The 24,999-nt window shown below is 45.4% G+C and carries 26 protein-coding genes; 24 read left to right on the top strand and 2 right to left on the bottom strand.

The window, feature by feature from the left end:
- The 19 genes from PF479_RS13970 to PF479_RS14060 form a co-directional block, all read left to right on the top strand.
- On the top strand, positions 1–798 hold a 798-nt coding region (locus tag PF479_RS13970; protein WP_298007657.1), incomplete at its 5' end, for a motility protein A.
- 11 nt (positions 799–809) lie between these two features.
- Entirely contained in the window at positions 810–1,544 is a 735-nt protein-coding gene (motB, locus tag PF479_RS13975; RefSeq protein WP_298007659.1) for a flagellar motor protein MotB, read from the top strand.
- An 85-nt stretch (positions 1,545–1,629) separates the two neighbouring features.
- Positions 1,630–2,187: a flagellar basal body-associated FliL family protein gene (locus tag PF479_RS13980; protein ID WP_298007661.1), complete on the top strand. Its 558-nt coding sequence runs from the start codon at positions 1,630–1,632 to the stop codon at positions 2,185–2,187.
- A gap of 18 nt (positions 2,188–2,205) precedes the next feature.
- The gene (fliM, locus tag PF479_RS13985; protein ID WP_298007663.1) at positions 2,206–3,234 is read left to right on the top strand and encodes a flagellar motor switch protein FliM; all 1,029 of its coding nucleotides are present in this window, start codon (positions 2,206–2,208) and stop codon (positions 3,232–3,234) included.
- Positions 3,231–4,454 (top strand): flagellar motor switch phosphatase FliY, encoded by a 1,224-nt coding sequence (gene fliY, locus PF479_RS13990; protein ID WP_298007665.1) that lies wholly within the window; start codon positions 3,231–3,233, stop codon positions 4,452–4,454. Before fliM ends, fliY begins: the two co-directional genes overlap by 4 nt.
- Positions 4,455–4,605: 151 nt before the next feature.
- Complete coding sequence (locus PF479_RS13995) at positions 4,606–5,151, top strand: flagellar biosynthetic protein FliO (RefSeq protein ID WP_298007667.1); 546 nt, start codon at positions 4,606–4,608, stop codon at positions 5,149–5,151.
- Positions 5,148–5,930, top strand: coding sequence for a flagellar type III secretion system pore protein FliP (gene fliP / locus PF479_RS14000; protein WP_298007669.1), 783 nt, complete (start codon positions 5,148–5,150; stop codon positions 5,928–5,930). Before PF479_RS13995 ends, fliP begins: the two co-directional genes overlap by 4 nt.
- Before the next feature lie 43 nt (positions 5,931–5,973).
- A complete protein-coding gene (fliQ, locus tag PF479_RS14005; RefSeq protein WP_298007671.1) occupies positions 5,974–6,243 on the top strand; it encodes a flagellar biosynthesis protein FliQ in 270 nt (89 codons plus the stop codon).
- Positions 6,244–6,252: 9 nt separating this feature from the next.
- Positions 6,253–7,053 carry a flagellar biosynthetic protein FliR gene (gene fliR, locus PF479_RS14010; protein ID WP_298007673.1) on the top strand — a complete coding sequence of 267 codons (801 nt, stop codon included), beginning with the start codon at positions 6,253–6,255 and terminating at the stop codon, positions 7,051–7,053.
- Complete coding sequence (gene flhB, locus PF479_RS14015; RefSeq protein WP_298007675.1) at positions 7,050–8,240, top strand: flagellar biosynthesis protein FlhB; 1,191 nt, start codon at positions 7,050–7,052, stop codon at positions 8,238–8,240. The genes fliR and flhB overlap by 4 nt, the downstream gene beginning before the upstream one ends.
- Positions 8,241–8,255: 15 nt before the next feature.
- Positions 8,256–10,343, top strand: a complete 2,088-nt coding sequence (flhA, locus tag PF479_RS14020) for a flagellar biosynthesis protein FlhA (protein WP_298007677.1) — start codon at positions 8,256–8,258, stop codon at positions 10,341–10,343.
- Positions 10,344–10,363: 20 nt separating this feature from the next.
- A complete protein-coding gene (locus tag PF479_RS14025; RefSeq protein ID WP_298007679.1) occupies positions 10,364–11,542 on the top strand; it encodes a flagellar biosynthesis protein FlhF in 1,179 nt (392 codons plus the stop codon).
- A 5-nt stretch (positions 11,543–11,547) separates the two neighbouring features.
- A complete protein-coding gene (locus PF479_RS14030; RefSeq protein ID WP_298007681.1) occupies positions 11,548–12,426 on the top strand; it encodes a MinD/ParA family protein in 879 nt (292 codons plus the stop codon).
- A gap of 53 nt (positions 12,427–12,479) precedes the next feature.
- Entirely contained in the window at positions 12,480–13,124 is a 645-nt protein-coding gene (locus PF479_RS14035; RefSeq protein ID WP_298007683.1) for a hypothetical protein, read from the top strand.
- A 13-nt stretch (positions 13,125–13,137) separates the two neighbouring features.
- Positions 13,138–13,926, top strand: a complete 789-nt coding sequence (whiG, locus tag PF479_RS14040; protein WP_298007685.1) for an RNA polymerase sigma factor WhiG — start codon at positions 13,138–13,140, stop codon at positions 13,924–13,926.
- A 1-nt stretch (position 13,927) separates the two neighbouring features.
- A complete protein-coding gene (locus PF479_RS14045; protein WP_298007687.1) occupies positions 13,928–15,886 on the top strand; it encodes a FapA family protein in 1,959 nt (652 codons plus the stop codon).
- Complete coding sequence (locus PF479_RS14050) at positions 15,887–16,204, top strand: hypothetical protein (RefSeq protein WP_298007689.1); 318 nt, start codon at positions 15,887–15,889, stop codon at positions 16,202–16,204.
- Between the two features lie 83 nt (positions 16,205–16,287).
- Positions 16,288–16,848: a hypothetical protein gene (locus PF479_RS14055; RefSeq protein WP_298007691.1), complete on the top strand. Its 561-nt coding sequence runs from the start codon at positions 16,288–16,290 to the stop codon at positions 16,846–16,848.
- Complete coding sequence (locus PF479_RS14060; protein ID WP_298007693.1) at positions 16,845–18,716, top strand: ATP-binding protein; 1,872 nt, start codon at positions 16,845–16,847, stop codon at positions 18,714–18,716. Before PF479_RS14055 ends, PF479_RS14060 begins: the two co-directional genes overlap by 4 nt.
- 70 nt (positions 18,717–18,786) lie before the next feature.
- On the opposite strand, the gene PF479_RS14065 is transcribed toward PF479_RS14060, so the two are convergent.
- Positions 18,787–19,842 (bottom strand): DHHA2 domain-containing protein, encoded by a 1,056-nt coding sequence (locus PF479_RS14065; protein ID WP_298007695.1) that lies wholly within the window; start codon positions 19,840–19,842, stop codon positions 18,787–18,789.
- 137 nt (positions 19,843–19,979) lie between these two features.
- On the opposite strand from PF479_RS14065, the gene PF479_RS14070 reads away from it, so the two are divergent.
- The 5 genes from PF479_RS14070 to PF479_RS14090 all read left to right on the top strand — a co-directional run bounded on the left by PF479_RS14070 (position 19,980) and on the right by PF479_RS14090 (position 24,026).
- The gene (locus PF479_RS14070) at positions 19,980–20,351 is read left to right on the top strand and encodes a Fur family transcriptional regulator (protein ID WP_298007697.1); all 372 of its coding nucleotides are present in this window, start codon (positions 19,980–19,982) and stop codon (positions 20,349–20,351) included.
- A gap of 18 nt (positions 20,352–20,369) precedes the next feature.
- Positions 20,370–21,305: a metal ABC transporter substrate-binding protein gene (locus tag PF479_RS14075; RefSeq protein ID WP_298007699.1), complete on the top strand. Its 936-nt coding sequence runs from the start codon at positions 20,370–20,372 to the stop codon at positions 21,303–21,305.
- A gap of 20 nt (positions 21,306–21,325) precedes the next feature.
- Entirely contained in the window at positions 21,326–22,141 is an 816-nt protein-coding gene (locus PF479_RS14080; RefSeq protein ID WP_298007701.1) for an ABC transporter ATP-binding protein, read from the top strand.
- Positions 22,123–22,941: a metal ABC transporter permease gene (locus tag PF479_RS14085; protein ID WP_298007703.1), complete on the top strand. Its 819-nt coding sequence runs from the start codon at positions 22,123–22,125 to the stop codon at positions 22,939–22,941. The genes PF479_RS14080 and PF479_RS14085 overlap by 19 nt, the downstream gene beginning before the upstream one ends.
- 164 nt (positions 22,942–23,105) lie before the next feature.
- Complete coding sequence (locus PF479_RS14090) at positions 23,106–24,026, top strand: pirin family protein (RefSeq protein ID WP_298007705.1); 921 nt, start codon at positions 23,106–23,108, stop codon at positions 24,024–24,026.
- A gap of 18 nt (positions 24,027–24,044) precedes the next feature.
- Here PF479_RS14090 and PF479_RS14095 read toward each other — a convergent pair whose 3' ends face one another.
- A complete protein-coding gene (locus tag PF479_RS14095) occupies positions 24,045–24,890 on the bottom strand; it encodes a metallophosphoesterase (RefSeq protein ID WP_298007707.1) in 846 nt (281 codons plus the stop codon).
- Between the last annotated feature and the right edge of the window lie 109 nt (positions 24,891–24,999).

The following is a 24,999-nucleotide window of genomic DNA, read 5'->3' on the forward strand; positions in this document are numbered from 1 at the left end:
AAAACGAGGAGTAGTCTTTATATGGATATAGCAACGATTGGTGGATTGATCGGTGGACTTTTTCTTATCGTCGGATCGATTATAGCCGCTGGAAATGCCCTGTCTCTCTATTTGGATATTGCCTCAGTTATTATTGTTATTTTTGGATCTTTTGCCGCCATGATTGTGGCAAATCCTATGCAGCGGGCTTTAGGTTTTTCCAAATTCTTGAATGTTGCCCTGAATGTGCAGGTCTATAACAAGGAAGCTATTATCACACAGCTGGTAAGCTTTGCAGATAATGCCCGGAAAGAGGGACTTTTATCCCTGGATGATGCCCTCAACGATGTGGATGATAATTTTCTGCGGGGAGGCCTCCGCCTGGTTGTAGACGGTACGGACCCGGATGTCATCAAGAAAATACTCTACGGAAATGTTTCCATGATCGATGCCCGTCATCAGGACGGGATTAGTTTTTTTGGAAACTGGGCAAAGATTGCCCCCGCTTTCGGAATGATCGGAACCCTTCTGGGGCTTATCGGTATGATGGCTAATCTGGAAGATACAGCCTCCATCGGTCCGAATATGGCGGTTGCCCTTATTACGACCCTATACGGTTCTATTTTTGCCAACCTTGTACTCATGCCCATTCAGTTCAAGCTGGATGATAGAAATAAAGAAGAACTGCTGGTGAAGGAAATCATGGTTCAGGGAATCCTGTCCATTCAATCCGGTGACAACCCCCGTATTCTGGAAGACAAGCTCTATACCTATCTGCCGCCTACTGAACGTCCCCAGAAGAGCAGCGGAGGGGAATAGGATGAACCACCATGGATGATGATGAAAGGAAAAAATGTCCAAAGTGTGAAGATGGGGCCGCAGAATGGATGCTCACCTATGGTGACATGGTGACTCTGCTGCTCTGTTTCTTTGTTATTCTTATGAATCCGGAAACCATTGAAGGGGCTCGTATGGAGCTGATCATGGTTTCCTTTAATGGTTTAGGGCCATTGCAGGGTGGAAACACCCTGGATGTGGGTGAACTGGCTGAGTTGGGAAATAATATCATGGCCATGCCCTCCACCAAGAGAGCCCGAGGGCTGGACAAGGCGCGTCAGACGGCCGTGTCCATGTTTAAACCCGAGGTCAAGAGCAAGCAGGTGAGGGTGACAGAGGATGAACGGGGTCTGGTGATTACTCTGGCTTCTGATGCCTTTTTCAGACCTGCCAGTGCTGACGTGGATATCGAAAGTACTCGAGAAATTCTGCAGAAACTTTCGGGATTATTATCTTCTGAGGCTCTGGAGGACAGGAAGTTCAGGATTGAAGGTCATACCGATGCCAGTCCGACGGATCCCGATGGTCCCTGGCCCAGCAACTGGGAGCTTTCTTCGGCACGTTCAGCCAATGTTCTGCATTACCTTGTTGACATGGGTGTGGATGAGGCTCAGTTCCAGATTGCAGGAATGTCTGACACGGTTCCCCTGGTTTCAGATGATACGCCCGAAGGCCGGGCCTACAACCGGAGAGTGGATGTTATTGTGTTGGCAGATGCACATGAGTGATAGAAGGATCAGAAATGAGGAAGTGTTTGCATAAAACACTTATATCTGATAAAATTTGTCTGTTAAATAGGATGCAGGTGATACAATGGCTGATGATGACATAGAACTAGGAAATGCGCTCGATGCAGGATCCCCCGACGATGTGGGTGAGGCTAAGAAAAAACGTTTTGTCTCCGATAGACTCGCCAGAATGCTGGTGTATGTCGCATCCGGAATTATTGCAATTCTTTTAACCGTCACAATCAGTGTTGTGACCTTCCGGGTATTAGATCAGGGTAGTGTTAACAGGAGTTTTGCCGAGGTTTCACAGGCTTATGAATCCATTCCCGAACCCTATTCTTATTATACTCTGATTCCACAGATCAGAGGTGTTACCCGGGATCAGTCCCCCAATTCTATCATTGTCAAGGTAGACATCGGCTACAATGAAGGGGATACTCAGGTTCAAACAGAACTTGTAGCCAGAACAGCGCAGTTGACTGATATTATTAGAAATTACTTCAGCCAGAAAACTGCTGCCGAACTGGCTCCGGAAAGGGAGCATATTATTAAAACTGAACTAAAAGACCTGGTGAACAGAGTTCTCAGTCAGGGTAAAGTTCAAGATATTATTTTTCCCGAATTGCAAGTATATGAATTCTGACCATGAAAAGGGGACAGCATGACAGAAGTTCTGTCACAAGATGAAATAGATCAGCTCCTGACCGCCATCTCTTCGGGAGACACAGAACCGGAAGAGGCACAGCAGGTAACAGAGCGGAAAAATATAAGAATCTGGGACTTCAGACGTCCGGATAAATTCTCAAAAGAACAGATACGTACGGTCTCATTTATGCATGAGACCTTTGCGCGTTTAACGACAACTTCACTTTCTGCACAGCTGCGGAGTCTGGTGAACGTTCATGTGGCTTCTGTTGATCAGTTGACCTATGAGGAATTTATCCGTTCCATTCCCTCTCCCACAGCTCTGGCCGTTATTAATATGGACCCCTTGAAAGGGTCTGCCATTCTTGAGATTGACCCGGCGGTTACCTTTTCCATCATCGACCGCCTCTTCGGTGGTACCGGTGAAGGCTCCAAAATCAACAGGGAACTCTCTGAAATTGAGCGTTCAGTTATGGAATCTATCATTGTCAGGATTTTAGGAAATATGCGGGAAGCCTGGAGTCAGGTGATTGACCTCAGACCCCGTCTTGGTCAGATTGAGACTAATCCTCAGTTTGCCCAGATTGTCCCTCCGACGGAAATGGTCGTCCTTGTCACACTGGAAACCAAGGTTGAGGATGTAGAAGGGATGATGAACTTCTGTATTCCCTACCTGACAATCGAGCCCATTATTTCAAAATTATCGGCCCAGTATTATTACTCCTCCATCAGAAGAGGAACAACAACAGAAAATCTGAATATACTAAGGGAACGTCTGGCAGGTATCAATGTTTCCATGGTGGCTGAGGTCGGCAGTATCCAGCTGACCATGAGAGATATTCTCTCCATTAAAAAGGGTGATGTCATTCGCCTGTCCAATACCAATCTGAATGATCCTATGGTTCTGAAAATTGGTAATCGCCCTAAATTTGACTGCCGTCCTGGTGTTGCAGGCAATAAAATTGCCGTTCAGGTCACCAGAAAAATAGAAGATGTAGATCAGACGGACTTTGAAGAACTGGCCGTTGAAGGAGATGAAGAATGAGTGATGGTTCCCTCTCTCAAGATGAAATTGATGCTTTATTAATGGGCAATGACTCTTTGGGCGGTATGGATGCTTCTTCAGGGGAAGCTCCGGCTGGAGGGTTGAGTTCGTCCGAGCTGGATGTTCTCAATGGTCTGTTTGCCAAGGTTGTGGTGAATCTCAGCTCTACATTGAGCGGGCTTATGTCCACTCCTGTTAAAGTAAAAGTCCCGGTCATTGAAAGTCTTTCAAGATCCGAATTGATGGCAACCCTGTCGGATGAAGTGGTCGAAGTAAAGATGGATTTCAATCAGGGTCTCAGTGGTGGGCATGCCTTTGTTTTCACTCCCGGGAATGCTGTTAAAATTGCCGGTCCCATGATAGGTCAGAGTGAAGTGGAGCTTGATGGAACGGCTATCAGTGCGGTTGGAGAAGCTGTTTCCCAACTGACCGGATCTGAAGTCACGACTATGGGCGAATCGGTAGGCTCCAATTTAATGACAATCAGTCCTGAGAGTCAGAAAATAGCCAAGGGCCTCCTGTCTCCCGGCGGAGATTTCCTTGTAAAAATCTCCTACCCCGTTGAAATAGAGGGGCAGGGTACCCTCGAGATGGTCGAAATTTTTGAATCTTCTGTTGCTTCCAACCTTGCCTCAATGCTTGGTGCTTCTTCTGATGCATCCGCCGGCAATCCTATGGGTGGAATGGGTATGCCAGATCCAATGCAGCAGATGGGAAATCAGATGGGAAATCAGATGGGAAACCAGATGGGAAACCAGATGGGAAATCAGATGGGAAACCAGATGGGAAACCAGATGGGCAACCAGATGGGTAATCAGATGGGTAATCAGATGGGTAATCAGATGGGCAACCAGATGGGTGGTATGCAGCAACAGATGAACCCTTACATGCAGCAGTCTCCGCCTCCCAACGTACAGGGTGTTCAGTTTCCCGAATTCGGTGCAAATATATCTCCTTCGGAACAGAGGAATATCGGTCTACTAATGGATGTTTCCATGGAACTGACTGTAGAACTGGGCCGTACCAAATGGCAGATTAAGGATATATTGGGTATCGGTGAAGGCACTATCATCGAATTGGATAAACTGGCGGGTGAGCCTGTGGATATTCTGGTAAATAATAACCTGATTGCAAAGGGCGAAGTCGTCGTTATCGATGAAAACTTCGGTGTTCGTGTTACTGATATTGTATCCAATCTGGATCGTGTTGGAGAGAACTGAAAAGATTTTGAATATTAAACGGATCTGGGCTTATACCGACTTGTGAGCCTGGATTCATAAACTTTGATTATCACAAATAGTGGAACTTGGGAGGGGGACACTGAAACAATTAATATTGCTACTCATCATCTTGGGGATTCCTTTTTTTCTGATGGCTCAGGAAGAAGGCAGCCCGCAGGAAAATGATTTTCCTGTTATCAATGAAAATGATCTCACTCTTTTTGACGAGAATCCTCAGGCAGTTGTCGAGGACGAAATTCCTTCAACTGTTGGGTTTTCGGATCTTGTCCGTGTCACCCTTGTGCTGGCGGCAGTCATTGGAGTCATTTACCTTCTTCTTTATTTCCTGAAAAAAGTCAGTCCCATGGCAGAAAGCGGGGAGGACCACATCAGGGTTCTGTCCACCAGGCATTTGAAACGGGATTCATCTCTCCATCTTATTGAGGTAGGGAATCAGATCTTTCTGATTGGTTCGGGGAGTTCTGACGTGAATCTAATTTCGGAAATCACCGATCAGGAGACTCTGGACCAGATTCATCTTGATCAGGAAGCCCCTCCGTCACAAGGGAAAGCCAATTTCAGTAAGCTTTTGAGAAAAGGTTTATCCTTGGGAAGCGGGCGTAAAATTGTGGATCAATCACCTGGTTTTCTTCGGTCTCAAAGAGACCGTCTTAAAGATTTGGGGGATCAGTCATGAAGCGAATCCTTTTTCTGTCCCTTCTGATTTTTCTGGTATCCCCGCTGTTCGCCCAGGAGGTCCCTGTTCCCGATCCGGGCGAAACCAATGGAATCCTCGATCTTCCCTTTGTCAATCTCAACATCCGTCAGGCCCAGAGTAATCAGGAAGTAGCTCTTTCCATTCAGTTGCTTCTCCTTTTGACCACTTTGTCTCTGGCGCCCTCTATTTTAATATTGATGACCTCTTTTCTGAGGGTCTCGATCGTGCTGGACTTTATCAAAAGAGCCCTTTCTCTGCAGCAGGTTCCACCGGCAAGTCTCTTGATGGGTATCGCTCTCTTTTTGACACTGTTTATCATGTGGCCCGTCATTGATCAAATCTATCAAGAGTCATTTCAGCCTTTTTCTCAAGGAGAAATCGGGATTGAAGAGATGGTTACCAAGGCCGAGGGACCCATTCGTTACTTTATGTATAGACAGCTCAAGGAATCGCCGGATAATATTGAACTCTTCATGTCGCTCCGGGGCTTACCCCGTCCTGAAACTTTTGCCGATGTGCCTACCTATGTGGTCATTCCCGCCTTTGTTCTCAATGAGTTGACCATAGCCTTCAAGATCGGGATTCTGCTGTATATTCCCTTTATCATCATTGATATGGTAGTGGCTTCTATTCTCATGTCAATGGGTATGATCATGCTTCCTCCTGTCATGATCTCCATGCCCTTTAAACTTGTGTTATTCGTTTTGGTCGACGGCTGGAGTCTGCTTACCAAACAGCTTGTTTTGAGTTTTTTATAGTGACTGTTCTGCCTCGGGATCTTCCCGTAAAAAGGAGTTTTATATGTCCATAGGTTTTGTCGTGGCTCTTCTCAGGAATTCGGTATTTCAAACCCTCATTCTGGCGGCTCCTGTACTCCTGGTTGCCATGGTTATTGGTCTGGTCATTTCGATCTTTCAGGCAACAACATCCATACAGGATCAATCTCTCACCTTTGTGCCTAAAATTCTGGCTATCTTTTCAACATTGGGATTTTTAGGGGCCTGGATGGCCAATTCGCTTATAAATTTTACGATCACTATCTTTGAACTTATTCCCAGCATGGCCGGATAGGAGGCTGGATTGTTCTTCAATGAGATGATTCTTGATCTTCAATTATACTTTCTCATATTTGCAAGAATCTTTGCTCTCTTTATGGTCGCACCGGTGCTCTCTTCAACAGGTATCCCCGCCATGGTCCGGGGAGGATTGACCCTGTTTACAGCCATCGCAGTATACCCCCTTGTGAAGACTTTAGGTTATGTCATTCCCGATACAGCACTGGTCTATGCAGTCCTTGTGATTTCTGAGGTCCTGACGGGTCTGCTTATTGGACTTTTTCTTCAGATTGTTTTTGCCGTCTTTCAACTGGCGGGACAGATGTTTTCCATTCAGATGGGTTTTGGTGCCTCCTCAGCATTTGACCCGCTGGCTCAGGTGGAGATTCCACTGGTTGGTCAGATGTTTAACCTCTTCGGTATTTTTATTTTCGTTGTCTCCGGGAGTATTCAGAAAGTCTTTCTTATCGGCATCTACAGATCCTTCCAGGCTATGAAGGGAGATTATCTGCTGACCAATCCCAGCTTTCTGAGTGACAGCCTGATTCAGGCACTGGGTCAGCTTTTTCAGCAGTCTCTTCTTCTGGCTTTTCCCATGATGGGAACTCTTCTGATGATTTCCGTCACCATGGGACTTCTGGCCAAGGCGGCTCCTCAGATGAACCTTATGATGGTGGGGTTTCCCATTCAGATCTCTGTGGGCTTTCTTATAATTATGATGGCCGCTCCTTTCTTGATGGAAAAAATGATCATGGTTATTGAGACCGGATTTAACCAGATAGAAGAGTTATTGAGGCTCTATCATTTTGAGGGAGTTTCTTTATGATCCTCCGCAAAAAAAGGTTCCGAATAAGTGAGTCTCCTGAACCTTTTCCTCTGGCATTACTGACCGGGGTCCCTTCATTAGCTGCAGAAGATCTCTTTTCAATCCACCTTCAGTGGTTTGCCGCAGAAGATGAAGGACGGACCGAGGAACCGACAGAACAAAAGATCAGAAAGGCCAGGGAAGACGGAAAGGTTGCCAAATCGACAGACTTTGTAGCAGCCCTGGTATTGCTTTTTCCTCTTCTTCTCATCGCCATCTTGAGTCCCTATATGGTAAAAACAATGAAATCCATGCTTGAGTTCTTTTTAAATATCAGTCTGCAATCAGACATCAGCCAGGATGGTAATATTCCTCAGGCTTTTATGAACTATTATCTCAAACTCACTCTGCCTATCATGGGAGTCGCCTTTCTCTCGGCTCTGTTAGGCAACCTTTTTCAGGTAGGCTTTCTGTTTACAACCAAACCGATACAACCGGATTTTTCAAAAATTTCTCCTAATATCATCAAATGGGCTCAGAGGGTTCTGTTCTCGTCTGAAGGACTCTTCAATATGGGGAAGTCTCTTTTCAAGATAGGTGTCATCGGAATTTTAGCCTGGTGGAATATCAGCCGGAAAGTCCCTGAAATCACCAATCTGGTTTTTGGAACAGTGGCTGAAGCTGCCGGAGTTATCGGAGCACTGGCATTCCGACTGATGATAGAAGCGGCCCTCATCCTATTGATCTTTTCGTTACCCGACTATTTTTTTCAAAGGCAGAAACATCGGGAATCTCTCAAAATGACCCGCCATGAAATCAAGGAAGAAATGAAACAGTCCGACGGGGACCCCATGATCAAGAACCGGCTGCGCCAAAAGATGAGTGAACTTCTGACGAATCAGATGATGCAGAGTGTTCCTAATGCAGATGTTGTCATAACCAACCCGACTCATTATGCTGTGGCATTGGAATACAGGCAGGACAGTATGACTGCACCTCGGGTTTCGGCCAAGGGTATGGATGAGGTGGCTCAGCGTATTAAGACGATTGCCCGTGAAAATGATATACCTATATTGGAAAATAAACCCCTTGCCAGGGCACTCCATGCTAATGTGGAGATTGGTGATGAAATTCCAGAAGAATACTACAGTCTCGTTTCGGGAATACTGGTAATGATCTATGAAATGACAGGAAAAAGCGTCAGTTGAGAAAGAGGTAGTTAAGTGGCTTGGCAGGACAATTTAAAACGATTACTCACATCTGATAACAGTGATTTACTTGTTGCTATGGGTGTTTTGGCTGTAGTGATCATGCTAATAATTCCTCTTCCTACGATCATTCTGGATACCTTGATGGTTGTGAACCTGCTTTTGAGTGTCATGATTATACTCATTGTTCTGTATAATAAAGATCCTCTGGATTTTTCTGTTTTTCCAACGATGCTGCTCATTACAACGGTTTTTTCACTGTCATTGAATGTTTCCTCCACCAGGCTGATTTTGACCAAGGGGGAACTCTTTGACGGTAGAATTGTCAAAGCCTTTGCCACCTTTGTTGTTGGTTCAGAAGGGCAGGAAGGTCTTGTTGTCGGTCTTATCATATTCATCATCATCGTTGCCGTACAATTTATGGTCATTACAAAAGGATCTTCCAGAGTTTCGGAAGTGGCAGCCCGTTTTGCATTGGATGCCATGCCTGGAAAGCAGATGGCTATAGAAGCAGAGCTTAACTCCGGATCTATTTCGGAAGACGAATCCAGAAAGAGAAAGGATCATCTTCAAAAATCAGTGGATTTTTACGGAGCCATGGACGGAGCCTCAAAGTTTGTTTCCGGAAATGTGAAAGTCGGTATCGTTATCACCCTTGTCAATATCATCGGGGGACTCATCGTCGGTGTTTCCATCCATGGAGAATCCTTTGGATCAGCCCTGTCAACCTATACTTCCCTGACCATCGGCGACGGTTTAGTCTCTCAACTTCCGTCATTGCTGATTTCGGTGGCAACCGGTCTTGTGGTGACCCGGTCCATCTCTGACGGTACCTTCGGTGAGGACGTGTCCACTCAGTTTACATCTCAGGCCCGGATCTATGGTATTGCCGCAGGATTCCTCCTCCTACTCGGAGTTCTACCCGGATTTCCCTGGTACCTTCTCCTTCCCATGGGATTTCTTTCGGCATATACGGCCTGGCACCTGGGACGCAAAGAAAAACGGAACGCCGATCAGGCGGATCAGGAGGAACAGAAAGTCAGCACAGAGCCGGTGGAAATGTCTCCCGTTGTACCCTTTGATCCCCTCAGCCTGGAATTGGGATACGGTCTCATTCCTCTGGTGGATAAAGATCAGGGTGCTGAGCTTCTGGAGAGGATTACCCGCATCCGCAAAGAGTCTGCTCTCGATCTTGGTCTCGTGGTGCCCCGCATCAGGATTATAGACAACATGAGACTTGAACCTTCCGAGTACTGCCTCAAGATCAAGGGCGTGGAAGTGGGGACAGGAGTCATTCGTGTAGACAAGTATATGGCTATCAATCCAGGGGGAGACCGGGACGTTCTAGAGGGTGAGAGTGCTGTAGATCCTGCTTTTGGCCTGCCAGCCGTCTGGATAGGCGGGGATCAGCGGGATCGTGCGGAACGGGAAGGATATACAGTTGTAGATCCGCCGTCTATCATAGCCACCCATCTGACAGAAATCATAAAGCGTCATTCCTCTGAAATCCTGGGCCGTCAGGAAGTTCATGCAATGCTGAATGCTCTGAAAGAAGATTATCCGGCAGTTGTGGATGAAGTGAACAAAATATTCACTCTCGGTGATGTTCAGAAAGTACTTCAGAATCTTTTAAAAGAGCAGGTATCCATTAGGAATCTTGTCATGATCCTGGAAGCCATGAGCGACTATGGTACGGTCACAAAGGATATCGGATTCCTCACAGAAAAAGTAAGACAGACCCTTGGAAGACAGATTTGTTTACAGTATGCTACTGATGGTAAGGACCTCAAGGTTCTGACTATTGATCCTGCTGTGGAACAGAGCATCATCGATGCCCGAATGGAAACAGGAAATGGTGATGTGGCGGCTCTGGAACCTGATTTTCAGAGAGCCTGGATTAATTCAGTTGCAAACCAGGTCCGGAATATGCAGGAATCCGGCTATTACCCTGTTATCCTGAGTAGTGAAGCGGCCAGACCTCTGGTCAAATCCTCAACACAGAGAGCCATGCCCGATTTGGTCATCCTTTCTGTTCCAGAGGTCGTCAGCGGTATTAATATTGAATCCATGGGTGTTATATCCCTTGCGGAACAACAGGTATAAAGGATAGATAAGGGCAGGACATGGAGCAGCATTTTACAGAAACAGGATATACACATGCTGAAGTCATCAGTAATATCCGTGTCAAATATGGTGACAAGGCAAAGATTCTTTTTTATAAGAGTGTCCGGCTTGGTGGCTTTATGGGTCTTTTTACGAAAGATGGCATAGAGTACACAGGATATATTACGGATAATCCAGGGGAGAAACGCAGAGAGGCCGATGAAAAGAATAAAAAGGAAATCCTCAATCTGGCTCAGAGTCAGAAAGGTTCCACCCTGGATGAGGTTCTTAAGGAAGTTAAAGAACTCAAAGAGAAAATCACAGCGGCCCCTCGTGAGGAAGCGTCTCTTCATCCCTCTCTTGAGCAGATGAAGACTCTGCTGGAAGATAATGATTTTTCCGACTCCTATATAGACGATATGCTTCATCGTCTGAGACGCGAGTTTTCCCTGGAAGACCTGGAGCAGTATTCTCTCCTGGAAGAGGCCGTCATGGCCTGGGTGGGAGAATCATTGACTGAACATCAGGACACACCAGTGCCATCTCCCCGTGTTTTTGTATTGGTTGGTCCCACCGGGGTCGGTAAAACGACCACCATTGCTAAGCTGGCTGCCATTAACGGCGTCACTTCGGGTGATGCCTGTCTCTCCGTCTGTATGATTACCATTGATAATTACAGAATCGGTGCCCGCACCCAGATAGAAACCTATGGAGATATAATGGGAATCCCTGTCTTTACTGCTGAATCATACGAGGATCTAAAAGAAAAGATTAAAACTAACAGAGATCAGGATCTGATTTTTGTTGATACCATAGGAAAGAGTCCCCGTGATTTTATGAAACTGGCAGAGATGAGATCAATCGTGGAAGCCTGTGGTGATAATGCAGAAATCCATCTGGCCATTTCCTCTACGACTAAAGATAAGGATATAAACGAGATCCTGGATCAGTTCGAACCTTTTCATTATAAGTCTGTTATACTGACAAAATTAGACGAAACTACCCGCGTCGGTAATCTGATCAGTATACTTTCCCAGAGAAAAAAGCCTTTGTCCTACGTCACTGACGGACAGGGTGTTCCTCAGGATATTTCCCGCAGTACAAGAGCTAAATTATTGAACTCCCTTACGGGATTTGCTTGCGATACTGAACAGATACTCAATAAGTTAGAGAAAAAATACACCAGGATGTGGAGCTGATTACAATGCAGGATCAGGCAGAACTCCTTCGGGAGATGATGAAAAAAAAGAATGACAGTACCCCCGAGGGATCCGATGCGTCCTCCACAAGAATCATCACAGTTGCCAGTGGCAAAGGTGGTGTGGGAAAGACGAATATCTCCATTAATCTGGCATTGGCCTATGCCAGAGTGGGTAAGAAGGTCATAGTTTTGGATGCAGATTTGGGATTAGCCAATGTGAATGTCGTTCTTGGTGTCATTCCCAAATTCAATTTGTATCATGTCATACGAAAACAGAAGACAATGAAAGAGGTCATTCTGGATACCAATTATGGGATTCAGATAGTCGCCGGAGCGAGTGGCTTTTCAAGAGTTGCAAATCTGACGGATGACGAGAGAAATAATTTTATTTCTGAACTTTCCGAATTATCGGCAGCTGATATCATCATTATTGATACAAGTGCCGGAGTCTCTCAGAATGTTCTCGCTTTTGTCGAAGCGGCGGATGATGTTCTTATTGTAACAACTCCTGAACCAACCGCCATTACAGATGCCTATGGAATTATTAAAATAATTTCCACTGAAATCGACAACCTGGATATGGGGATGAAGCTTATTGTCAACAGGGCTGCCAATATTACAGAAGCTAAGAAAGTCTCTCATAAGGTCATCAATATAGCGGCACAGTTTCTAAATATGAAAATTGATTATTTAGGTTTTGTGTATGATGATCCTGCAGTGCCTGCAGCAGTCAGGAAGCAACTTCCTTTTATGATTTCGGATCCTCGTGGTCCGGCATCAACCTGTATACAGCATATTGTCAACAGGCTGGAGAATGTAGAGTATCGAGAGGGCCGGGGAGTCGGTCATTTTATCCGTCGTCTCCTGAAGCGAATGGATTGATTTGACCGGAAGGACGATTTCGGCTACCTTTTGAACAGGGAGGGTTTGATTCGATGAAGATGAACAAAGGAATTTTACCTCTTTCTGTCGGTGGAGGAGCAGCCCTTGTTTCTGTCTTGACAGGATTAATCAGTGAGGTCTCTCCTGGAATGATGCTGGTTCGGGGGCTCTTTTCGGCCATGACTGCTACGGCATTTGTATTTATGGCCGGGTGGTTGTTTAAGACTTATCTACCCGAGTTAGGACAGAGTGAGGATAATAAATCTTCTGATGAAAATCAGAATGAAAGCATGGGTAAGCGTGTTAATATAGTCATGCAGGATGAAATGTCAGAACCGGGAAATCAAGAAAACAGTGCTTCCCGGATGTCATTATCAGATATTGATGATCCGTCGGGCAGTTCTGAAAAGAATGAAATTGCAGAAACTGCAGAAAATGTGCATAATAATAAACCAGAGGATCCTGATATTGGTTCTGCTGCGGCGGTTGGCCTGGATACACTGCCGAATCTAGATTCTCTAGAGATCAGTATAGGTAGTTCTTCTGAACAAATGGAGTCGGGGGATAATTTTGAGACTGCAGCACCCGAGGCTCCAATAACCATACGGAAAGGGACCATAGACCCGAAAGAGCAGGGTGATCCGTCGGATATCGCAAAAGCTGTAAGAACTGTACTGGCAAGAGATAAGCAGAAATAGGAAGTGATGGGGAATGTCTGAAAAGGTATTGGAAAATGTATCAGAAGAAGAATTGTGGAAGGATTACCGAAAAAACCATAAACAGGAAGTTCGGGATATACTTATCAAGCAGTATGCTCCTCTCGTAAAATATGTAGCTGGTAAAATTTCTGTCGGCATGCCTCAAAATGTAGATTTTGATGATCTGGTAGGATTCGGCGTATTCGGCCTTTTTGATGCTATTGAGAAATTTGATCCTGAAAAACATGTCAAATTTAAAACATATGCGGTCACCAGAATCCGGGGTGCCATCTTTGACGAACTCAGATCAATTGACTGGGTTCCCCGGTCGGTAAGACAAAAAACTAGAGAAATTGAAGATACAATACAAACTCTTGAAGCTGATTTAGGGCGCTCTGCAAGTGATAATGAAATTGCCAAGGCCATGAATATGTCCCGGGAGCAGTACAATCAGGTTGTACTTAAAGTCAGGGGTACAAGCATACTGTCTCTGAACGATGTTTGGTTCACCGGGGATGACAGCGACAAAGTTTCTATTCAGGATAGTATCGAATCTCCAGTGAGTCTTCAACCTGACTCAATGGCCGAAAAGGATGAGATTAGAAGAGTCATCGTTCAGGCAATCAATGAACTGCCGGATAAGGAAAAAAAGGTTCTTGTTCTCTATTACTATGAAGATCTGACCCTGAAGGAAATCGGCAAGGTTCTTGAAGTCACAGAATCCAGAATTTCTCAATTACATACAAAAGCCATACTGAGGCTTCGATCCAAATTGACCAATGTAAAGAAAGGAATCATGTAAAATGATCGGCCAGGATCAGTTTCAGGATATCCTGCGGAGTTTATCCGAAAGGGATAAGGAACGGCATTCCGTGGAGGTCTCGGGCAACACCATTGAAGAAGCCCTTGGTCAGGCAGCCATTGAACTGGGAGTCCCTGTACGACGGCTGGAATATGAGCTTCTGGAAATGGGGAAGCGCGGTTTTCTCGGCATTGGTAAAAAAGACTTCTCAATCATGGCTTATGAGGTTGAAAGTAAGATCGCCCGGACGGCCGGAGGTGAAGTCCTGCTGGAAGAATTCGCCGAAGAAGAAAAGGAAGATGAAGTCATTATACATTACGGAGATTTCACGGTTCGTCTGGCCAGTGACGGAGCCTATCTTAAGGTTGTTCCTCCTGATAAAGGGGGGACTCCTGTCAATATACAGGATGTAAAGAAGGAACTGCAGTTTCGAGGCATTGCCGATATCATTATGGAACGAATAGAAAGCACAGTCAGCAATTCAGACAGTGTATATGTCAAGGTCGGTGACTTTATATACAATCCTGTAAATGATGCCCGGTCCACCATCAATGTTTCTGAGGATGAGATGCAGGCTTTTATCGAAGTTCTTGAACCCGGCCCAGGCGGCTCCGATCTTACATCTTCGGATATCACCTCCTTTTTACGAAATAATAATGTTGTCTTTGGAGTGATGGAAGAGGCTCTCATCGGATTTGAAGATCATCCTGTGTATAACAGACCCTATTTAATCGCCAAAGGGGAACCTCCGGTCAATGGAAGGAATGCCTCCATCAGTTATCTCTTTGAACAGGATCAGTCTCAGATCAAGCTTAAACACAAGAGAGACGGCTCCGTTGATTTTAAGGAACTTAATCTCATACAAAATGTTGTGAAGGGTCAGCCTCTTGCCCGAAAAATACCTCCTGAAGCGGGAAAAGACGGGAGAACTGTCTATGGGAAATATATACCAGCCAAGGACGGCTCGGATATACAAATAGGTCTGGGTAAGAATGTCTCTATAACAGATAATGGAAAAACAGTCATAGCCACCTCGAGTGGACAGGTTCTGCTGCTCAAGGGAAAAGTCACGGTTGAAACTGTCCTGGTTATCCCTGGTGACGTCAATGCTTCGACTGGAAATGTCAGCGGTTTGGGAACCGTTGTCATCAAAGGAAATGTGGAAGACGGTTATCAGGTTTCGGCTCAGGGGAATATTGAAGTGAACGGATTTGTCGGAAAATCCAATCTTCTTGCCGGAGGAGACCTGGTTGTTAAACGGGGAATCAATGGTGGAGAGGGAGATTTCGGCAAGATTACAGCTGGTAAGTCTGTCTGGTCCAGTTTTATTAATAATGCTTCTGTCGAAGCCGGTGAAAATGTGATTGTTTCAGATGGAATTGTCAATGCTCATGTAAACGCAGCCGGTAGAGTTCTCTGCAAAGGTAAAAGAGCCAGAATCGTCGGTGGAATGCTCCAGGCATCAGAAGAAATCAATGCGGCTACCCTTGGATCTTCGGGTGGTGCGGAAACCATACTTAAGGTTGGTTATGATCCTAAAGCTAAAGTTGAACTCGAAGAGCTTGTTCTCCGTCAGGAAGATCTGGACAAGGAACAGAATGAGTCAGACAGGAACCTTCAGGGGCTCATGAAACAGAAACGGTCCAGGAAAAAACTATCAGCCGATAAAGAAACCCTCTTTATAGAGCTGCGGCAGCGCCATAATGACCTGATAGATGAAATGGAAAAACTGAAAGATTCTATTGAACACAAGGAAGAATACTTGTCAATTCTTCAGTTGCGAGGTAAAATTTCAGCGTCCAAAAATGTGAATTCCGGAGTAAAGGTTTACATCAAGGATGAGGAATATGAAGTAACAAACCCTTTTGATTATCCTGTTACTTTTCTGCTTGAAGATGGATTCATAACGACTGCTAAGTATGAGGATATTACTGAGGAGGACCTTCAGAGGAGGGACTAGATGTCTATTACACCTCTAGACTTGCAAACATTGTTTGTCCGTCAAAACGAGGTTAGTAAAGAACAATCTCATAATCAGCATGCCTCGGCATTGCAGCAGAGTCTTGAGGCCAAGAAACTGGTAGAGCAGGAACTGAAGCAGGGCAGTAGTGTTGGTAAGACCCCGGAAGACAAAGAAACAAGCAAGGTTGACGATCAGGAAGAAAAAAAACAGCAGGAAGAGAAGAAGTTCAGCGGTTCCAAAGAGAATAAAGAAGATCCCAAAAAGGAAGTTGTCCAAGATCCGGAAATGGGAACACATATTGATATTTCAGGCTAACAGAATTCGGGTTATTAAATCTGAGCTCACAGGACGGATTCCAAGTCATCCTGGCGGCTCTTTTCAGCATCAAAAGGAGTACTATGACAACTGTCTTTGCAGCCATACTGATCGTTCTCATGGGCGGCGGTTTTTTTTATCTTAAGATTCGGGTAGACCGTGTTGTCTCAGGAGAAGAGTGGATACGGAAAATAAGGGATGAAATTGATCAGCTTGTGCTTGAAATGAACCAGACAGCCGAAAGAAATGTAGCCCTCCTGGAACATCGAATAAAAGCGATGCAGAATCTACTGAACGAGGCAGATAAAAAAATGATCGTCCTTCAGAAAGAATCGGAGAAATCAGATCTTTCCCGGCAGGTTTATACACATCTTAAAAAGCAGGTAGTTCCTGAAAACGGCATGAATTCCGGCAAGAATGTTGAAGAAGTCGATCTGCCCTTATTTGCTCAACCCACTTCAAGGGACGGTACTGAGCATCCACCGGTTATCCTTGAGAAAGAGCCGCCGCCACTCAAAGAGAAAGTCATGGATCTTTATGGTCAGGGTTTTTCTACCGAAATCATTTCCCAGAAACTAGGTGCCTCCATCTCTGAAGTCGACTTGATCATTAGTCTGAAAACCGGACGGGGAGGTCCTGGTTGAATGATCTTAAAAAGCATTTGAGAGAGTATATAACCGACGCAGGACCCATTCTGGAAAAATTGAAAATTCAGGTCGAGGCCTGTCGGACAGAAACACCCGGAGATGACATTCTTGATGAAATTTTCAGGCACCTCCATTCTCTGAAATCAGGAGCCGCTTTTTTTCAACTTTCTGAAATTGAGCAGCATATTCATTCCATGGAATCTCTTTTTGCCGATATGAAATCCGCAGGTGGTACCAGACAATTCAGTGCCATGAGCGACAGACTCTATCAGGGACTTCCCCTGTTGGAAGATCTTATTCTGTATCGTGTTCTCAATTCTGATGGGGGTTCCCAGGAGGGTGAATCTCTATTTCCCGATAAGGCTCTGAGTGAACCGAAGCAGGGCGAAACAATTGATCTGACCCTCTTCGAAAAACAGCTTCTCAGAGAAGCGGAAGACCGGGGTGAGACCCTCTTCAGACTCTGTGTGCAAATTGATCCCGAAGAGAGACTGCCCTATGTCAGATCTTATCTTCTGCTGAACAATCTGGAATTGCATGCGAATGTGATCAGATCCCAGCCTAGTCTGGATAATCCGGATCAGGATTTTTCTTCTCTTACTTTCATTTTAACTTCCGATGCCGGAGATGATCCTGTGTTTCAGGCTGTTAATGTGGATGGCATTCTTCAAACCAGTTTGGTGAGTCTCGATTATTCTGTCTTTTCCGATGAAGACCGTGGCGAAGCCCGCTATTCGGAGACTCTCATCAAAGAGAGCCTGGCTCCTGTCATTAGAAAGGTTGAATTAGAAACAGACACGATTTCCCGGTTAAAAGACACACTTCTTGAAATGAAAGAAATTGTTCTTCCCCTTCCTTCCGGTCTGCCTCAGAGGGTTCCTCTTTTGGGTCTGATCAAGGAAATGGAAGAGAATCTGAATACAGTCTCCCTTATTCCCCTTACCTCCTTGTATCCAAACCTCAAACGCTTTATCGAAGAGGCCGCGGTTGGGATTAACAAAAAGGTTGTTACCGAATTTCGAGGGGGCCTCTTCGGATTGAAGATAAGGACTCTGGAAATCGTTTCAAGGATTCTGATTCAGCTCATCAGAAATGCGGTCAGTCACGGGATTGAGTTTCCTGCGGAAAGATTGGCTGCGGGGAAGAGTGAGGCAGGATTGATACTCATCGATGCCAGGGCTGTGGGCGATTCTTTTCGGATAGATGTATCCGATGATGGCCATGGAATTGATCTGGAAGCGGTGGCCGGGAAGCTGAACATGAACGCTGAGGATTTGAAGGATGAGAATCTGCTGAGAATCCTGACGAGGCCCGGGTTCACAACATCACCCAAGGTTGATCGTCTGGCCGGACGCGGAATTGGTTTGGATCTTGTGAATCATGATGTGGAAAATTCTCTGGGAGGCTCCTTTTCACTCACATCCAGAAAAGGGCAGGGTTCCCGGTTTTCTATCTATCTTCCCGGACAGAAAGACCTGCTTCCCCTCATGATTTTCCAGATGGAAAACAGACTGCTGGCACTGCCGAAAAGGAATGTGGCCGGTGTATTTCCCATGGAAGAGTCGGAGATTGTTAAAAAAGAGCATAATCTGCTCTATTATAAATTGTCTGGATCTGAGCTTCCTCTATTCAGCCCCGGTGGGATGCTCAGCCGCAGACAGAGCAGCATTAATACTCCCTACATCCTTGTTTTACAGCATTTGGGTCGCAAGGCTGCTCTGGCGGTGGATGACCTCGTTATGGAAAAAGAGGTTCCCAGGGAAAACTTTTTTCTGGGAGAACAGAAGGAACCATTTCTTTATGAGGTCACTCTTTCTGGAGAAAAGGCAGATTTTCTATACCTTTCCCCCGGTCTGATTGGTTAATACTTTTCAGGGCTTCAACAGCCTATTTGATTCTTTCAATACTTGGTTTCATGTGTTTTCCCTTCCTTATTCAACAATTTAAAGGCCCCTGGTGACGAATTAACTCTTTCAGGAGGAGAGGAACCAGGACTTTTCTCGATAAGGTGGGATTCAGTTGTGTAAAACTGTCCCAATCTGCATTGAGTCGGGGTTCCTTCACCATAATACCAGCATCAGGAAGGGCTTCCAAGGCTGCAGAAAGCTGGGCTCTTATCAGTTTCCTCTGAGGGGATCGGGGCACATAGAGAGACAGTTCCCTGCGAAAAGGATGATTCACCGTATGCATGATCAATAAGAATCCTGGACAATTTTTCCCGCAAAAATCAACAACCGACTGATGATTGTAAAATTCCTTCCTGAAAAATTCTTCAGAATCCAATGTAATCGAGGCAATGCCACCCTTGTGAGCTGTTAGAGGAAAGAACTTGAAATCCCGTTTCAGATGCTCTGACAGGGTCAGAGAGGATAGATCGTTCTTTATATCCACCAGTGTGTTCAGAAATGTTCTATCCTGCTCCAGGAGTGCCTCTGATAGACCCATGTACTCGCGGCTGTCAAGATTTGTCGTCTTACCCCAGAGCGGGTTCAGGTACCCTGTATCGACGGCAATGGCTCCAGCCAGAATCAGCCTTTGGGAATAAGGGATAGATAATCCTGAATCATTCCAGAAACTGCTGATCAAGGTTGTACAGGAACCTGTTCTTTTCACTTCTCTCAAGGGTAGATCCGGATACAGCCCTCTGTCATCATGATGATCCACCATTCCGGCAATAGAGTGGTGGATCTGTGAATTGTCGGGCTCATTGTGGTCAACCAGAATGAGAGGATCATCCAGGTTCTTTCCTGCTGTTTCTGAAAAGAGACTGTCATCCAGAGGAATTCCGGCTCTTCTGAAGAGGGCCACAATTTCCGGTTTGAGTTTTAGATCGTCCGGATGCCCCTGGATAAGGGGCCGGATCTGAAGAGACGGATTTATTTGAGAGAGCAGGGTGGCCATGGAAACAGCCGACACGGTGCTATCCAGATCAGCTGCCTGATTCCCCATGACAATAAGATTATTATTGAATTTGAAGCGATTGATATTCATATCTGAGATTCAGTTTAGATGGTTTGATTCGGATTGTCTATTTTGTGTCCATTTTTGAGACCAGTTTTTCATAATAATGCAAATGAGTCGCAAAAACATATTGACTATTAAATTAGGAAACCCTATCTTGATAGACAATGACAAAGAAACGTCAATTGATACAGGAAATATTCATCCGCAGTGCCACTCCCTTGAATGCACAGCAGGTTTTTGATGAGACCGGGGGGCTCCTGGACAGGGCTACAGTCTATAGAGGCTTGAAATATCTGGAAGAGTTGAGACAAATCTCTTCTTTTATATTTGATTGTGATGAGAGGGGTGTGGAACGGTATTACTGTGGAATAGGAAAAGAGCACCAGCATTTTATGCACTGCCAGAGATGCCATGCCTTTTATCCTGTAAAGGATTGTCCCCTGGGCAAAGGGCTTGAAATCATTGAAAAAGAGACCGGCTTCAAGGTGAAACAACACTTTATCACCCTGAAAGGGATCTGCCGGGACTGCCGTTAATTATTGGAAGGAAAAATCATGAGAAAAAACATTTTAATAGTTATTCAGATTCTGCTTGTCTCATGCCTCTGGGCTTCGGGCCGCGGGGAGACTCATGAGTTTCTGAGGGTCGTAACAACGACGAGCATCATAAGTGATGTTGTTTCCAACATCGGGGGTGACAGGATCGATCTCAAGGGGCTCATCTCTCCGGGGCAGGATCCCCATTCCTATGAACCAGCACCCAGGGACATAGCCGAGGTGGAAGACGCGGATATTATTTTTGTGAATGGGTTTGATCTGGAGGAGGGGCTTCTTTCCATCGTCGAAACTGTCAATCCGGGGAATGTGGTTGAGGTTTCCAGACAGGTGAATCCACTTGTTTCCGAGGCCGAAGAGCAGGATCATTCGGAGGAACATCACCATGAATCGGGTGATCCTCATACCTGGATGAGTCCCCTGAATGTGATCAGCTGGGTGGATGTCATCACCGAGGCTTTGTCAAATGCTGAACCTCTTCATTCCTCCTATTTTCATCAAAATGCTGAGATCTACAAAAAGGAACTACTCCAGCTGCATGAAGGGATTATCAATTCCCTGGAAGGCATTCCTCTGGAGGAGAGAGTCCTTGTCACCGACCACAATCTCTTTGGACATTTTGCCCGGGAGTATCATTTTAGAGTCATCGGCACTCTGCTTCCCGGCTATTCCTCTTCATCCGAGTCCTCCGCCCGTGATACAGTCCGGCTTTTAAATCTTCTGAATGAGCAGGGAGTTGAGGCTGTCTTCATCAGCGAGTCTGCCGGGGAGGCTGTTAAAAAGCTGGCTGCCACATTGAGCCGGGAATCAGATCATACCATCATTGTCAAAGAGCTTCTGACAGGATCTCTCCGCAAATCTGGTCAGGAGGGAGACAGTTATATACGTTTTATGGAATACAATACAAAACAGATCGTCTCTGGTTTGAGACCTTAAAAAGGATTACACTACTCATTATGAAAAGTCCCGATATACTTTGCTACGGAAAAGCCTGTGATCATCCTCCAATGAGCGGAACACCTGCCCTGAATATCAAGGATGTTCGATTCAGCTATCCCGGGCAGAGTTCGGAGGTTCTCAAAGGTGTGACTCTCGTTATAGAACCGGGAGAAAAGGTCGCCTTTGTCGGTCCGAACGGTGCCGGGAAATCCACCCTGATGAATCTGATTCTGGGGCTCGAACCCCTGCGGCACGGATCAATCTCTGTCTTCGGTCATAAGGCCCAAACCTGCCGTCACCGGGTATCCATGGTGCCCCAGAAGAATTCTGTAGACTGGCATTTCCCTGTTACGGTCAGACAGGTCGTGACCATGGGTCGTTATGTCCATCTGGGCTGGTTTAAAAAACCCGGTAGAGAGGACCGTGATGCTGTGGATCGTGCCATGGAAAAAATGGAGATCACCAATATTGCCGACAGGCAGGTTGGAGAACTCTCGGGGGGGCAGCAGCAGAGAGTCATGCTGGCGAGGACTCTCGCTCACGATGCAGATCTTCTGCTCCTGGACGAGCCGCTGAATCATGTGGATATCGCTACACAGGAACTTATCTTTCATACCATTGAAGAGCTCTGTCAGGAAGGCAAGAGTGTATTGGTGAGCACCCATGATCTCGGTATCCTGACGGTGCATTTCAGCCGGGCCCTCTTCCTGGATAAGACGATTATTGCCGATGGTAAAGTGAAGGATGTTCTCACTTCTGAAAATATCGCACGGGCCTACGGCTTCGAATTTCATAAAGACAAGGAGCTTAGTCCATGGTTGAATGGGTATTAGAACCCCTCCAATACGGTTTTTTTCAGAGGGGTCTCATGGCGGGGCTTATCGTGGCATTCAGCTGCGGGGTTCTCAGCGCCTTCATTGTCTGGCGGGGAATGGCATTTATCGGCGATGCCCTGGCGCATGCGGTTCTGCCGGGCATTGTCATTTCAATTATCCTCGGCATCCATGTTCTGATAGGAGCCCTGGCGGCTGCCATGCTCTCAGTCGTCGGCATTGGCGCCCTGACACGGCGTAAGGGCTTCAAGGAAGACACAGCTATCGGGGTCATCTTTGCCGGTGCCTTTGCACTGGGTATACTCCTGATGTCCAAAGTGGCTACTTTTAAGGATCTTTCCCATATCCTTTTTGGGAATATCCTGGGAGTTTCTTCTTTTGATGTCATTCTCATTTTATCTGTCGGGGTCGTCGTTGTGATCGGAGTGTACCTGTTCTACAAAGAATTGCTCGTGACCAGTTTTGATCCGACCCATGCCCAGGCCATAGGTTTGTCTCCCCAGCTGATTCATTTTGGTCTCTTATTTCTGGTGGCAGCGACCACAGTCCTGGCTACTCAGACCGTGGGTGTGGTTCTGGTCATGGCCCTTTTAGTGACACCCGCGGCTGCGGCATCCCTGCTGGCACGGAAGCTGTCTAAAATCATTTCCCTTTCGATCTGTTTTTCAATGACTTCCATTCTTTTTGGTTTTTATATCTCCTATTATTTTGATCTGGCATCGGGCGCAACGATAGTCCTCGTACTCACACTGTTTTTTCTTCTCTCATTGATCCTTTCAAAAATAAAGAATAGACCCTGATTCTTTTATTCCTGTTCTCAGCTCTTTAGAACCTCCCGATGAGACCCCTATTGGTTAGGGGTCTCATTATATAATATAAAAGTGGAAATAATTTGCTTTGTACTACTAACTAGTATTATATTTAAAGAGAGTCATTGAAGAATAAGCATTTTCAGGAGGACACAATGTCTTTACGTCCCATTAATAGTATAAGCAGACCTCAGCAGGTACGAGACGGGGCCGGTGTGGATATCAACCGGGTGTTCGGTCACGATAATACAGCTGTAACGGATCCCTTTCTTATGTTGGATCATCTGGAAAATAGAGATCCTGTGAATTTTATGGCTGGTTTCCCCTGGCACCCTCATAGAGGGATTGAAACCATTACCTATGTGCTGGACGGAGGAGTCGAGCATCAGGATAGTCTGGGGAATAAGGGCTCTTTATTAGCCGGTGATGTTCAATGGATGACGGCCGGGAGTGGTATCATTCATCAGGAAATGCCGCATAAATCGTCAGGCCCGATATTTCATGGATTTCAGCTCTGGGCAAATCTGCCCTCAGAAAGAAAAATGATGGATCCCCGATACCAGGATATTCCTGCTCTCGAAATTCCAGAAATCATCGAGGATGATGGAACCAGGGCCCGCATCATTACCGGTCATTTCTGGGGAAAGACCGGTCCAGTGCATGGTATCGTCACAGATCCACGATATCTGGATATCACCATGCCTCCCCGGAAACAACGTCGATTCAAAGTGAATCTGGAACACCATGCCTTTGCCTATGTCTTCTCGGGTTCAGGACAATTCAAAGATGCGTCGGCTCCTTTTCCTGTGCAGACCGAGTATGTCACCGAGAAGGGGGTCTCCGATCCAATTTCTTCCCATGTTGTTGAAAACAGGAATCTGGTTCTCTTTGACAGGGGAGATGAGATCTTTGTGGAATCGGGAGAAGAGGGGATGCGTTTCCTTCTTGTTTCTGGACAACCCTTGAAAGAGCCGGTTGCCTGGCATGGTCCCATCGTCATGAATACCAGGGAAGAACTGGTGCTGGCCTTTGAAGAGTATCAGAATGGTAATTTTATTAAGAAAAAACACAATTGATAAATTCCTAGTATGTAATTAAAAAACCATTTCATCTTTGAAGGTGACTTTTCCATTTTCCAGGAAAATTCTGATCAAATGAAGATGCATGTTTGCCGTTCCCAGGTTTTCATAGAAAAGGAACATGTTGTCATCATTCTCATGATTCCGTGATGATAAACTGCCGCACATATATTGGGAAAAACTATAACCGTTATATAAATCATTAGTTTTCATCAGTTCCAATTCATGTGTATGACCGCAAAAAACAAATTCAATCTTATGTGCTTGTACAAAGTCAATCAAACAGGCTGAGTTTTTGAGAGGGCATTCATCTGTTCCCAGTATCGAATAATGAGTCATCAACAGGGGTAAATCATATTCAGTCTCTTTTATCTTTTTTGAAACAGCCCTTAATACTTCTTTTTCAACATAACCATCATCATTATAAAGCTCATTGGAATCAATGCTGATGATCAAAATTACTGCACCATTGACCGAAACAGTCTCAAGAAAATTTATATCAGTAAAATTGTCTTTGACTTTGGTAATCTCCCTGTTTAAAAAGAGATGGTTCTTGCTGGTTTTGATTGTTTCAGAAACTCTAATAATTTCAGGATCAAAAATATGTTTTCGAAAAAGCTCATGAGATTGCATACTTCTTTTATCGTGATTTCCCAGAGTAGAGAACACATTCTTACATTTAATCCCTTGGAGGAATCTCCCGGCTTCTTCAAATTCACCTTCTAGACCATCAGTTGTATTATCACCGGTGTTAATGACGATATCCGCATCAAAGGAATTGATCTTGCTTATTAATATATCATTATTTCCATCCCAGTGCCTGGGTCCGAAATGCAAATCAGTAATGTGTAAAAGATTCATGAGACTCCTTAATATCATAGAAATATTGGCTGGTCCTAACACCATACACTTCAATTCGATGTGAGGCTATGGATAAGGCCAATACAAATCCATAGTTATTGAAAGTTCA

The sequence above is a fragment of the Oceanispirochaeta sp. genome (assembly GCF_027859075.1).
In the GTDB taxonomy this organism is placed as follows: domain Bacteria; phylum Spirochaetota; class Spirochaetia; order DSM-2461; family DSM-2461; genus Oceanispirochaeta.